This window comes from Bradyrhizobium sp. 215_C5_N1_1, from assembly GCF_052075935.1.
Classification (GTDB): Bacteria; Pseudomonadota; Alphaproteobacteria; order Rhizobiales; family Xanthobacteraceae; genus Bradyrhizobium; species Bradyrhizobium barranii.
Map to the genome: position 1 here is coordinate 3,039,487 of NZ_CP197228.1, position 12,828 is coordinate 3,052,314.

Here is a 12,828-nt window from a genome sequence, read left to right on the forward strand (position 1 = left end):
CGCCGCTTTTCGCCGGCCGCAAACCAAAACGCGAAAACAACCCCATGCCCAGTAGCAGGGCCAGCGAAATCAACGGCTTGGCGGCGCGCGCGATGCCTTTGCGGGTTTTGCGAAGTCGCTTTGACTCGTCGAGCAAAACAGGTGTAGGTTGGCGTCATCCCGAAATTTCGATGAGACTGCGCCGCCCGCAGGCGGCACGCGCGCGGCGGCGAATGTCGATCATGCCGACGTCTCTCGGCTCGGTTTCTTCTTGGCCTTCTGACGCAAGAAGCTGACCTTGAGCTCGTCGCCATTCACGCGGTCGAGCTGGCATCGGCGATAGGCAAGTCAGGTCGATGACAGGAGGAGGAAGAACTCGGTCAGCGCGAGGCCTTCGATCGAACTCTCGACGCGAAGCGTGGCTGAGCCCTCGGACACGTCCTTCACGAAGCAGGGGCGCCGCCAGGTGCCGTCGATCGCCATCATCTGCACCGTCAGTGGTCGCTCGAAGACGACGCGCTGACTTTCGCTTTCCGTCTCCTTGGGCATTCCTAACGTTTCGCCTGCGGCTGCGAATGCCCGCCTGCGCCTCTTGCAATGTGAGGCGCCGGGCCAAGCCTGCGCTCATAGGTGGCGGCGAGGTCGAGCAGACGCTTCTTGGTGAACGGGTCCGCCTTCGTCGCGAGATCGCGGATGTCTTGAGCGTGTCCTCCTGATGGAGTCCTTGTCCATGGCTGTTTCCCCATTGAAAAGAGAGGATGCCAATTCTTCCCGAGGGTGTAAGCAACATGTTAGGTTAGCGGTCGCCTAATCTTCGCGATCACCCCGGTCACGAATGCGTCGAGGTCGCCGCCTGGAAAGAGAAAGCCCGGCAGTCCGAGCGCCTTGCCGGCCTCGATGTCCCTGGCCTGATCTCCGATCACAAAACTGCCGTCGAGCTGCACGGGCCAGTGCTGGACGAGATCGCGCAACATGCCGGGCGCGGGCTTGCGCCAGTCATGCTCCCCGATGTAGCCGGCGATGGTTCCTTGCGGATGATAGGGACAGAAGCGGATGTCATCGATCCGCGCGCCGTCGCGAGCGAGCTCGTCGCGCATCCAGCTGTGCAGCCTGTTCACATCAGCTTCGGAAAAGAGGCCGCGCGCCACGCCGGACTGGTTGGTGAAGACGAATACAAAATAGCCGGCCTCGTTGAGGCGGCGGATGGCCCTGGCAACGTTGGGCATCCAGCGGATGCGGTCTCGCGTGCCGATATAGCCATCGTCGTGATTGATGACGCCGTCGCGATCGAGGAATGCGGCGGGCTTCGCCGCGCGGCCGTCAGACATTTGCAAGTCCCTGCGTCCTGGCCAGCACGTCTCTTGCGATCTCGACCAAATCCTGCGCCGCGATGTCACGCATGCAGCGGTGGTCGTTCATCTTGCAGATCGTGCTCTGGCAGGGCTGGCAGGCGAGCACGCTCCTGGTCTGGACCACGGTCGCGGCGAGGCCGTTGAGGGGCGCCCAGAGATAGGGGCTGGTCGGGCCGAAGATGCCCATGGTGGGCGTGTCGAGCGCGGCTGCGATATGCATCAGGCCCGAGTCGTTGGAGATCGCGACGCCGGCCGCGGCCATGGCGAGGACGCCGTTACGCAGATCGTTGCCGGTGAGGTCCCGCACGCCCGGGCCACCGGCTGCGACGATCTCCTGGGCGAGGCCCTTTTCCGCGGGGCCGCCGACCACCCAGACCTCGAGCCCACGCTCGACCAGCAGGCGGGCGGCCTCCGGATAATAGGTCCAGCGTTTTGACACCCCGACCGAGCCCGGCGCGAGCGCCACGGCGGCGCCGGCGCTGAGGCCATTGGCCTGCCGCCAGCGGGCGATCTCCTCGGCCGGCACCCGCAATTGCGGCACCGGCCATTCCGGGGGCAGGGGCGCGCCGTCGGGCTGGGCCAGCGCGGCGTTCTTGTCGATGAAGCGGGGCAGCTTCTTCTCGCCCCAGCGCCAGCGGTTGAGCAGGCCGAACCGGAATTCGCCGACGAAGCCGACCCTTTCGGGGATGCCGGCCAGCGCGGGCGCAATGGCCGCCTTCCAGGTCCGCGGCAGCACCAGGGCCGTGCCGTAGTTCCGCTCGCGCAGGAGCCGCGCCAGGCCGAGCTGGCGGCCCACGGCGAGACGGCTGCGGGGCAGGTCCCAGACGATCCCCTGGCGCACGCCGGGCATGTAGTCGACCAGGGGCGCGCACAGGGGCGTGGTCAGCAGATCGACCGGCCGATTCGGCCATCGCTCGTTGAGCACCCTGACAACAGTGTGATTCCGGACGAAATCGCCAATCCACATATAGGGGACGATCAGGATCGGGCGGGTGTCGCTCCGATTCTCACTTCCGCCAAATTGCGAATCTGTGTTCATTCGTTAATTGTGCCGCGGGCGCTCTGATGAGGCGGTTCGGTTAGCCGCTCCGGGCCGGCAGGTAAAGCCGGCAGAAGCGCGAGTCCAAAAGCGTCTGCCCAAAATGCTTACACTTTGGCAGATGATGCGCTACGGCAGGTATCGGGCCGCAAGAAATCGGGCAGGGTGGTTGGAATGTTGCTGGTGACCGGCGGGGCCGGTTTTATCGGATCGAATGTGGTCGCGGCGCTGAACGATTCTGGCCGCGGCGACGTCGTGGTCTGCGATCACCTCGGCAGCGACGGCAAGTGGCGCAATCTCGCCAAGCGGCAGCTTGTGGATATCGTTCCCCCGGCCGAGCTGGCTGACTGGCTGAAGGGCCGCAAGCTCGACGCCGTGATCCATCTCGGGGCGATTTCCGAGACCACTGCGACCGACGGCGATCTCGTGATCGAGACCAATTTCCGCTTCTCGATGCGCCTGCTCGACTGGTGCACGGCCAACGCGGTGCCGCTGATTTACGCGTCCTCGGCGGCGACCTACGGCGACGGCGCGGAAGGTTTTGACGACGATGCCTCGCTACCCGCACTGAAGAAACTGCGGCCGATGAATCTCTACGGCTGGAGCAAGCAGCTGTTCGATCTCGCGGTCGCCGGGCGCGCAGCGAACGGCGATCCGCTGCCGTCGCAATGGGCCGGCCTGAAATTCTTCAACGTGTTCGGCCCCAACGAATACCACAAGGGCACGATGATGAGCGTGTTGGCGCGTCGCTTCGACGACGTCAAAGCGGGGCGCGTCGTGCAGCTGTTCAAGTCGCATCGCGACGGCATCGCCGACGGCGACCAGCGCCGCGATTTCATCTATGTCGACGACGTCGTGCGCGTGATCCTGTGGCTGCTGGCGACGCCTGCGGTGTCCGGGCTGTTCAATGTCGGCACCGGCAAGGCGCGCAGCTTCCGGGAGCTGATGCTGGCTGCCTATGCCGCGCTCGGCACCAGCCCCAACATCGACTACATCGACATGCCCGAGCAGATCCGCGGCAGCTATCAATATTTCACCGAGAGCAAGGTCGATCGCCTCCACCGCGCCGGCTATAACGGCGGCTTCACGACGCTCGAGGACGCGGTGAAGGCCTATGTCGCCGATTATCTCGACCGGCCCGACCGTTTCCGCTAAGGCGCAATCACCATGCCGACGCCCATTCTCGATTTCGATGCCCTCGCGCAAGCCATCTCCGGCCGCACGGTGCTCTGCATCGGCGACATCATGCTGGACGAGTTCGTCTATGGCGAGGTGTCGCGGATTTCGCCGGAAGCGCCGACCCCCGTCATCGTGGCCCAGCGCAGCGAGATCCATATCGGCGGTGCCGGCAACGTCGCGCGCAATATCGCTTCGCTCGGTGCGCGTTGCGTCTTCGTCGGCCTCGTCGGCGAGGACGATGCGGGGGCGCGGCTCAAGGCCGCGCTGGCGGACCATGCCGGCATCGAGAGCGCGCTGGTGTGCGATCCGTCGCGGCCGACCACGCGAAAAGTCCGCTTCGTCTCCGAGCATTTCTCCACGCATATGCTGCGCGCGGATTGGGAGCAGGCGGCGCCCGCCTCCGATGAAATCGAGACGAAGTTGATCGAGGCGATCCTGCCGCAGATCGCGCGCGCCGACATCGTGCTGCTGTCCGACTACGCCAAGGGCGTGCTGACCGCGCGCGTGATCCGCCACACCATCGATGCCGCGCGAAAACTCGGCAAGCCCGTGATCGTCGATCCCAAGAGCCTGAACTGGGCGATCTATCGCGGCGCCACGCTGCTCACGCCCAATCGCAAGGAATTTTCGGAAGCCACCCGCAGCCGCGCCGACACGCCGCAGAGCATCGTCGATGCCTCAGAGGACGTGATGCGGTTGGCCGATTGCGAGGCGCTCCTGGTCACCCAGGGCGAGCACGGCATGACGCTGGTGCCGCGCAAGGGTGAGGCCGTCCATGTTCCGGCTGTCCCGGTGAAGGTGCGCGACGTCTCCGGCGCCGGCGACACCGTGGCTGCCGCGCTCGCGGTCTCGATCGCGGCGGGCGCGGATTGGGAAACGGCGCTGCGCATGGCCAGTGCGGCCGCCGCCGTCGCCGTCGGCAAGCAGGGCACCGCCACCGTCAGCGCCGACGAGCTGCGGCGAAAGATCCTGCCGCATGCTTATCTCGCGGCCGAGGAGAAGGTCGTCAGCGCGCCTGGCGCGCTCGAGGCCCAGCTCGCTGAATGGAAGGGGCAGGGGCTGCGCGTCGGCTTCACCAATGGCTGCTTCGACATCCTGCATCCCGGTCACGTCAAGGTGCTGACCGCGGCGCGCTCCGCCTGCGACCGCTTGATCGTCGGGCTGAACAGCGACGCCTCGGTGCGGCGGCTGAAGGGCGCGGATCGCCCGGTCCAGGACGAGCGGGCGCGTGCCGAGGTGCTGGCCGCGCTCGAGGCCGTCGATCTCGTCGTCATCTTCGAGCAGGACACGCCGATCGACCTGATTACCCGCATCACGCCGAGCGTGCTGGTCAAGGGCGGCGATTACACCCGCGAGCAGGTGGTCGGCCATGAGGTCGTCGAGGCCGCCGGCGGAACGGTCGTGCTGATCGACATTCTCAAGGGTTTCAGCACGACCGCGCTGGTTCATCGCGCGCGCGGAGAGACGAAGTGACGGAGCTCGCGCGGGAGTCGATGTGGGGGACGACGCTCCGGCGCCTGCGCAGTCCGGCGGCATGGTCCGAGACGGTCGATCTGTTTGCCATCCTGACCGCGGCCTCGCTGCCGTGGTCGACGTCGCTGGCGGCGATCTTCAATGTCTTGATGCTCGTCTGCATGGTGCCGTTTCTCGACGTCAGGGACTTTCTGCAGTCGCTGAAGCGGCCGATCTGCGCACTGCCGATCGCGCTGTTCCTGCTCGCGCTCGTCGGCACGCTGTGGTCGGAGGCGTCCTGGGGCGCGCGGTTCTACGCCGTGAACCCGACGACGAAGCTGCTGGTGCTCCCGGTCCTGATCTATCACTTCGAACGCTCGTCGCGCGGCCACCTTGTGTTCATCGCGTTTCTGGTGTCCTGCGCGCTGCTGTCGGTGATGTCCTGGCTGGTGTTTCTCCATCCCGCGCTCTCGCTGAAGCCGCCTGAAGAAGCCAATTCGCGCGGCATCTTCGTGAAGAACTATATCGACCAGGGCCAGGAATTCACGCTGTGCGCGGTCGCGCTCGCGTTTCCGATCGTGAAGCTGCTGCAGCAGAAGAGGGTCTGGCTGGCCGCGCTGCTGGCGGCGATCGCGCTCAGCTTCTTCGTCAACATGGCCTTTGTGGTGATCTCGCGCACCGCACTCGTGACCATACCGATCATGCTGGCGGTGTTCGGGCTGCTGCATTTGAAATGGCGCAGCGTCCTCATCATCTTCGTGGCTCTCGCGGCGCTCGCCGCGCTGGCATGGCAGAGCTCGTCGAAGCTGCACACGACGATTGAGACATTCTCCGTGCAGTACGAGCTGTACAGGGACAAGGGCATCCCGACATCGATCGGACTTCGGCTCGAGTTCTGGCGCAAATCGCTGGGTTTCTTTGCCGAGGCGCCGCTCGTCGGCCATGGAACCGGCTCGACGCGCGGCTTGTTCGAGCAGGCTGCGACCGGCGGCCCCTACCAGGCCTCAAACGAGGTGATCGGCAATCCCCATAACCAAACGCTGAACGTGGCCGTGCAATGGGGCGTTGTCGGCATCATCATCCTGTATGCGATGTGGGCGGTGCATCTCCTCCTGTTCCGCGGCGACGATCTCGCCAACTGGATAGGGCTTTTGGTCGTTGTCCAAAACGTATTCACCTCGCTGTTCAATTCCCATCTTTTCGACTTCCATGAAGGGTGGATGTACGTCCTCGGTGTCGGTGTGGCCGGCGGGATGGTGCTCAATTCGGGCCGGAACAGCCGGAGCCCGGGAGAAGCTCGCAGCTGAGCTTCGGAGCGCTGGCAAGTCCCGGACAGATGGGTTATCAGCGCGATCAGGTTGTGTTGAAGAACTGGATATAGTCGGCCGGCAGATGACGCGTCTTTCGCATCTTACCTTGCGTAATTTCCTGATCGCGCTTCACGACGTGGTGGCGACGGCCGCGGCCCTGTTCGTTGCGTTCTATCTGCGCTTCGAGGGTGGCGCGGGTTTCACGGCCCGCTTGCCGCTGCTGCTGCAGATCCTGCCCTATTTCCTCGCTTTCAGCGTGGTCATCTTCTACGTCTTCAACCTGACGACAACGAAGTGGCGCTTCATCTCGCTGCCCGATGCGCTGAACATCATCCGCGTCGCCACGGTGCTCACCGTCGCGCTTCTCGCGCTCGACTACATCTTCGTCGCACCGAACGTGCACGGCACCTTCTTTCTCGGCAAGATCACCATCGTCCTCTACTGGTTCCTGGAAATCTCCGCGCTGAGCGTGTTGCGGCTGACCTATCGCTATTTCCGGTATACCCGGGTGATGCATCATGTCAGGACCGAAAATGCCGCGCCGACGCTCCTGATCGGGCGCACCGCCGATGCCGAGGTCGTGCTCCGCGGCATCGAGAGCGGTGCCATCAAGCATCTGCGGCCGGTCGGGGTGCTGTCGCCGTCCCGCTCCGATCTGGGCCAGCTCATCCGCAACGTGCCGGTCGTCGGCGCGATCGACGACATCGAGGAGGTCATCGCTAGCTTCGCCAAGCGCGACAAATCGATCGCCCGGGTGGTGATGACGCCGTCCGCCTTCGAACCGGAATCGCATCCCGAATCCGTGCTGATGCGGTCGCGGCGGCTTGGCCTGATCGTCAGCCGCCTGCCGTCGCTCGAGCGGGGGGATATGCCGCGGCTCACCTCGGTTGCCGTCGAGGACCTGCTGCTGCGGCCGAGCGAGACGATCGACTACGCGCGGCTGGAAGCCCTGATCAGGGACAAGAGCGTCATCGTCACCGGCGGTGGCGGCTCGATCGGCTCGGAGATCTGCGAGCGCGTGGTTGCGTTCGGCGCGGCGCGTCTCCTGATCGTCGAGAATTCGGAGCCGGCCCTTTATGCGGTCACCGAGACGCTCGCCGCGCAAGGTTCCGGCGCCGAGATCGAAGGCCGGATCGCCGACATCCGCGACCGCGAGCGCATCACGCGCCTGATGGCGGAGTTCAAGCCGGACATCGTGTTCCATGCCGCCGCGCTCAAGCACGTTCCGATCCTGGAGCGGGACTGGAGCGAGGGCGTCAAGACCAACATCTTCGGTTCGATCAACGTGGCCGATGCCGCGCTTGCGGCAGGCGCCGAGGCCATGGTGATGATCTCGACCGACAAGGCGATCGAGCCGGTCTCGATGCTTGGTCTCACCAAGCGTTTTGCGGAGATGTATTGCCAGGCGCTCGACCACGACCTCGTGGCGCAGGCCGGCGGCAGGAAGCCGGCGATGCGCTTCATCTCGGTCCGGTTCGGCAACGTGCTGGCGTCGAACGGGTCCGTCGTGCCGAAGTTCAAGGCGCAGATCGAGGCCGGCGGTCCGGTTACCGTGACGCATCCCGACATGGTCCGCTATTTCATGACCATCCGCGAAGCCTGCGATCTCGTCATCACCGCCGCGACCCACGCGCTCGGCGCCAGGCGTTTCGACGTTTCGGTCTACGTGCTGAACATGGGCCAGCCGGTGAAGATCGTCGATCTGGCGGAACGGATGATCCGGCTTTCCGGTTTGCAGCCCGGCCACGACATCGAGGTCGTGTTCAGCGGCATGAGGCCCGGCGAGCGGCTGAACGAAATTCTGTTCGCCTCCGAGGAGCCGACCGTCGATATTGGGGTCGCAGGCGTCATGGCGGCGAAGCCGAACGAGCCGCCGATGCAGACGCTGCGCAAATGGATCTCCGCGCTCGAACTCGCCATCGCGCATGACGATCGGGCCACCATCAGGACCATCCTGAAGGATGCCGTTCCGGAGTTCGGCGTCAACGCGAGCGCTGCATCCTGAGGGACGCCGGCGAGCGGAGTTGAAAGATCCGCCGGGCAAAGCGCAGGAAGAACGCGGCATCGACGACCGGCGCGTTCAGATGCTGCCGGCGCGACCGCAGGCACTCCAGATTGGCGCGCAAGGTCACGCGCCAGCCGCGGGTGCTGATGCCGCCCATCTGGAAATCGGCGATGACGCGCTGGAGGTAGGCGACCCTGTAGTCGTTCAGCGCCAGCGCACGCAGCATGTAATCGTAATCGGCGGTCGTGACGTAGCTGAGATCGTAGTCGCCAACCGTCTCGGCGACCTTCCGACGCATGTAGAAGGTCGGATGGGGCGGGACCCAGCCGAGCTGAAACGAGTAGCGACCGTAGTGTCCGCCACGCCAGGCACGCACGAGGGCCTTGGATTGGTGATCGGTGACCATGTCGAGGTCGCCATAGACGACATCGGCCTGTTCCAACGCCGCCGCGATCGCCGCCAGCGCGCTGTCGTTGTGGAACGTGTCGTCCGAATTGAGGAATCCGATCGCGTCGCCCTTGAACAGATGCAGCCCCTTGTTCATGGCGTCGTAGACACCCTTGTCGGGCTCGGAGATCACGCGGATCTCGCTGGAGCCGAACGACTCCACGATCTTCAGCGTCGCATCCTTTGAGGCACCGTCGACCACCAGCATCTCCTTGTCGGGATGTGTCTGGGCGAGGAAGGATTCGATGGTGGCGCCGATCGTCGCCTGGGAGTTGTAGCTGGCAGTGATGACGCTGATCTTCATTCCGGGTCCGTGATGCTACGCGCCGGAGATTATAGGAAACAACCCCGAGGGTTGATAGGTACTGCAGCGGTCGCGGTGCTTCTGTGCCGATCTTGTGAACGCTTATTCACCCGCCCCGAGCGGCGCCGACCCTTTTGCGGCCTTCTCCGCGCTGAGGATCCAGACCAGGCCGCCGATCGCGCCGACGATGAAGAGCACGGCGCCGAACAGCAGCGAGACGTTGACGCCTTCGTTGGCGGAAAGGCCGGCGAAACCGAAGGCCAGGCCCATCGTCGCCTCGCGCACGCCCCAGCCGGCAATCGAGATCGGCATCAGGGTGATCAGCATGATCGGCGGAATGAGGAGGAATGTCTGGCCGAAGCTGACGGGTGCGGCGATCGACTGCACCACGCACCACGCAATGACGACGGCGAGCACGTGAACGAGAAGCGACAGAATTGCGACGATCGGTCCGCGCTTGGCGTTGAAGATCACGCGGTTGGCAATCACGGCGCAGGCGTGGATGTGATGGGTGGCCCACCAGGTCTTCAGCCACGACCATTTCAGCGCGCCGAAGATCAGGAAACCGACGCCGCCCGCGAGCGCGGCGAAATCGACGAGCAGCAGCGCCGAGCGTCCGTGCGGATCGGTGATGAGCTCGTAGCTCCAGGGCAGGCTCGCGACGACGACGATCGCCAGCGCGACAAGGCCGATCGCGCGGTCGACGAAGATCGAGTAGGTGGCCGCACGCCATCCGGCGCCGGCGCGCGCAACCAACCACAGCCGGACCGCATCGCCACCGATCGCGGAGGGCAGCGTCTGGTTGAAGAACGCACCGATCACGTTGTAGCGCATCGCGCGGCCGAGCTCGAGCGGCGCGCCGCATTCGGCGCTGACCTCGCGCCAGCGGACCACGCCGACGAAGATTTGCAGGAACGTGACCGCGATCGCCATGGCGATCCAGAGCAGGCTGGTCGCGGTCAGGCGTGAAAACAGTTCGGACAGATCGACCTTGCGCAGCGCCAGGTAGAGCAGCGCTCCGGAAATCAGGATTTTGGCCGTCGACAGCAGGATCCGGCGCATCTCGCCCGCTTGATCAGGGTTTGAGAAGATTTGAGGCAACCCGACGCGAGGCGTCGAATTCGGCCGCTTTGGTATGGTTTTGGCGCCGATCTTGCAATAGCGCTTATCAAGTGCGGTGATGAACAGCGGCGAGGCTATTGCGACGGCCTCGATACCGCGGCTAAAGAGGCGCCGCAGGGCCGGCTTCGGGATCGCGTGGCAACAGATCGCTTGGGAACAGGATGACGGATCAGGCGATTTTGGTCACGGGAGCCGCCGGGTTCATCGGCTTTCACGTCGCCCGGCAGCTTCTGGCCGAGGGCCGGCCCGTGGTCGGGCTCGACAATCTCAACAGCTATTACGATCCGGCGCTGAAACAGGCGCGCCTGGCGCTGCTTCGGAACGATTCCCGCTTCGCCTTCGTCGAGGCCGATCTTGCCGACCGCGAGACCATCGCGGCGCTGTTTGCGCGACATCGATTTGACAAAGTCGTGCATCTCGCGGCGCAGGCGGGCGTGCGCTACTCGATCCACCATCCGCACACTTACGCCGATTCCAACCTCCAGGGCTTTCTCAACGTGCTGGAGGGCTGCCGCAACAACTCTTGTCGTCATCTCGTCTACGCCTCGTCATCCTCCGTTTATGGCGCCAACACTAAACTGCCATTTGCCGTGCAGGACCGGACCGACCATCCCGTGAGCTTCTATGCCGCGACCAAGAAGGCGAACGAATTGATGGCGCAGTCCTACAGCCATCTCTACCGGCTGCCGGTCACGGGCCTGCGCTTCTTCACCATCTACGGCCCGTGGGGCCGGCCCGATATGGCCCTGTTTCTGTTCGTGAACGCCATCATGGCGGAGCGTCCGATCCGGCTCTTTAACCATGGCAAAATGCGTCGCGACTTCACCTATATTGACGACGTCACCCGTGTAGTATCCAAGCTCATCGATCGGGTGCCCGCGGATGACCCGGCTGCCGCAAATGCGCCGTCTAAGGTCTACAATGTCGGCAACCACCATCCGGAAGAGCTGATGCATGTCGTCGGGCTTCTGGAGCAGGAGCTGGGTCGGACGGCAATCAAAGAATTGCTGCCGATGCAGCCGGGAGACGTCTTGGAAACGTTCGCGGATGTCGAGGATCTGACGCGCGACACCGGCTTTGCACCGTCAACGCCGATCGCGCTTGGGGTCCGTAATTTTGTCACCTGGTATCGGGACTACTTCAAGGTTTGAAATGACGATGGACAAACGCATTATCCCCCTGATCATGTGCGGCGGTGCCGGCACGCGGCTGTGGCCGGCTTCGCGCGAGGTGCGCCCAAAACAGTTCCTGCCGCTGTTCGGCACGCGTTCGACCTTCCAGGACACGCTGTTGCGCGTGTCGGATGCCTCGCTGTTCGATCGTCCGATCGTCATCACCAACGCGTCCTATCGCTTCATGGTGCTGGAGCAGCTCGCCGAGATCGGCATCGAGGCCGACGTGATCCTCGAGCCGATGCGGCGCGATTCCGGCCCTGCGATCGCCGCGGGCGCGGTGTTCGCGCAGAACCGCTCCAGTGACGCGATCGTGCTCGCGCTCGCCGCCGACCACGTGGTGCAGGACAATGCGGCCTTCGTCGCGGCGTGCCGTGAAGGCCTCACCGCCGCGAGCGCCGGGCGCATCGTCACCTTCGGCGTCAAGCCGGAGCGGCCGGCGACCGAGTACGGCTATATCAGCCCGGGCGAGGTGATCTCCGGCGAGGTGCACGCCGTCGCGCGCTTCGTCGAAAAGCCTGATGCCGTGAAGGCTGCCGACTATGTCAGTTCGGGCTATCTCTGGAACAGCGGCAACTTCATGTTCCCGGCCACTGTCCTGCTCGACGAGTATCGCAGGGTCGACGCGGCGAGCGTCGAGGCGGTGTCCAATGCAGTGAGCAATGCCGGCCGCGATCTCGGCTTCGTGACGCTGGAGCCCGAGGCGTTCGGCGCGGCGAAGGCGATCTCGATCGACTATGCGGTGATGGAGAAGACCTCGCGCGCAGCAGTCGTGCCGGTGTCCTGCGGCTGGTCCGACGTCGGCTCCTGGCACGCGGTGTGGGAGTTGTCGGAGAAGGACGCGCAAGGCAATGCTTCGCACGGCAGCGCGGTGTTCGAAGACTCGCGCAACTGCAACGTCACCACAGATGCAGCGCTGGTCGCGCTCGAAGGCGTCGACGATCTCGTCGTGGTCGCCACCGCGGATGCGGTGCTGGTCTCGCGCCAGAAGGATGCCAACGGCCTGAAGCGCCTCGTGACCAAGCTGAAGACGGTCGCACCGAAGGTCACCGAGGAGCATCTCAAGGTGCACCGGCCCTGGGGCAGCTACCAGTCCGTCGACAATGGCGAGCGTCATCAGGTCAAGCGCATCGTGGTGAAGCCGGGCGGGCGGCTGTCGCTGCAGAAGCACCATCATCGTGCCGAGCACTGGATCGTCGTTCGCGGCGCGGCCAGGGTGACCGTCAACGAGACCGTCAAGACGGTGCACGAGAACGAGTCCATCTACATCCCGATGGGCGCGGTGCACCGGATGGAGAATCCCGGCAAGATCATGCTGGAACTCATCGAGGTCCAGACCGGAAGCTATCTCGGGGAAGACGACATCATCCGGATTGAAGACGACTATCAAAGGTCGTAACCAGCAAGCTCCGAATCACGCGACCCGGGCCAGAGGGCGCAAGCTTTTGGTGCTAAGGCCCGGGGAAC

The 12,828-nt window shown here is 64.5% G+C and carries 10 protein-coding genes and 1 pseudogene; 6 read left to right on the forward strand and 5 right to left on the reverse strand.

Going from position 1 to position 12,828, the window contains the following annotated elements; all coding sequences use genetic code 11:
* Positions 1-219: 219 nt before the first annotated feature.
* From AB7G19_RS14255 to waaF, 3 genes and pseudogenes are all read right to left on the reverse strand, one after another.
* Positions 220-528, reverse strand: a pseudogene (locus AB7G19_RS14255) (PilZ domain-containing protein).
* 242 nt (positions 529-770) lie between these two features.
* Positions 771-1,307 (reverse strand): D-glycero-alpha-D-manno-heptose-1,7-bisphosphate 7-phosphatase, encoded by a 537-nt coding sequence (locus tag AB7G19_RS14260; RefSeq protein WP_354130498.1) that lies wholly within the window; start codon positions 1,305-1,307, stop codon positions 771-773.
* Positions 1,300-2,370, reverse strand: a complete 1,071-nt coding sequence (gene waaF / locus AB7G19_RS14265; RefSeq protein ID WP_354130497.1) for a lipopolysaccharide heptosyltransferase II — start codon at positions 2,368-2,370, stop codon at positions 1,300-1,302. The genes AB7G19_RS14260 and waaF overlap by 8 nt, the downstream gene beginning before the upstream one ends.
* 174 nt (positions 2,371-2,544) lie before the next feature.
* Between waaF and rfaD the strand changes: the two genes are divergently transcribed.
* From rfaD to AB7G19_RS14285, 4 genes are all read left to right on the forward strand, one after another.
* On the forward strand, positions 2,545-3,525 hold the full coding sequence (gene rfaD / locus AB7G19_RS14270; RefSeq protein ID WP_354130496.1) for an ADP-glyceromanno-heptose 6-epimerase: 981 nt from the start codon (positions 2,545-2,547) through the stop codon (positions 3,523-3,525).
* A 12-nt stretch (positions 3,526-3,537) separates the two neighbouring features.
* Entirely contained in the window at positions 3,538-5,022 is a 1,485-nt protein-coding gene (rfaE1, locus tag AB7G19_RS14275) for a D-glycero-beta-D-manno-heptose-7-phosphate kinase (RefSeq protein ID WP_354130495.1), read from the forward strand.
* Complete coding sequence (locus AB7G19_RS14280; protein ID WP_354130494.1) at positions 5,019-6,308, forward strand: O-antigen ligase family protein; 1,290 nt, start codon at positions 5,019-5,021, stop codon at positions 6,306-6,308. Before rfaE1 ends, AB7G19_RS14280 begins: the two co-directional genes overlap by 4 nt.
* Before the next feature lie 85 nt (positions 6,309-6,393).
* Positions 6,394-8,316 carry an SDR family NAD(P)-dependent oxidoreductase gene (locus AB7G19_RS14285; RefSeq protein WP_441267886.1) on the forward strand — a complete coding sequence of 641 codons (1,923 nt, stop codon included), beginning with the start codon at positions 6,394-6,396 and terminating at the stop codon, positions 8,314-8,316.
* Here the strand turns inward: AB7G19_RS14285 and AB7G19_RS14290 are convergent.
* Both AB7G19_RS14290 and AB7G19_RS14295 read right to left on the reverse strand, forming a co-directional pair.
* Positions 8,294-9,067: a glycosyltransferase family 2 protein gene (locus AB7G19_RS14290; RefSeq protein ID WP_354130492.1), complete on the reverse strand. Its 774-nt coding sequence runs from the start codon at positions 9,065-9,067 to the stop codon at positions 8,294-8,296. The two genes, AB7G19_RS14285 and AB7G19_RS14290, sit on opposite strands and share 23 nt — an antisense overlap.
* A 102-nt stretch (positions 9,068-9,169) precedes the next feature.
* Positions 9,170-10,129: a lysylphosphatidylglycerol synthase transmembrane domain-containing protein gene (locus tag AB7G19_RS14295; protein ID WP_354130491.1), complete on the reverse strand. Its 960-nt coding sequence runs from the start codon at positions 10,127-10,129 to the stop codon at positions 9,170-9,172.
* Between the two features lie 221 nt (positions 10,130-10,350).
* Between AB7G19_RS14295 and AB7G19_RS14300 the strand changes: the two genes are divergently transcribed.
* The gene (locus AB7G19_RS14300; protein ID WP_354130490.1) at positions 10,351-11,340 is read left to right on the forward strand and encodes an SDR family NAD(P)-dependent oxidoreductase; all 990 of its coding nucleotides are present in this window, start codon (positions 10,351-10,353) and stop codon (positions 11,338-11,340) included.
* A 7-nt stretch (positions 11,341-11,347) separates the two neighbouring features.
* Positions 11,348-12,760: a mannose-1-phosphate guanylyltransferase/mannose-6-phosphate isomerase gene (locus AB7G19_RS14305; protein ID WP_354130489.1), complete on the forward strand. Its 1,413-nt coding sequence runs from the start codon at positions 11,348-11,350 to the stop codon at positions 12,758-12,760.
* Positions 12,761-12,828 lie beyond the last annotated feature (68 nt).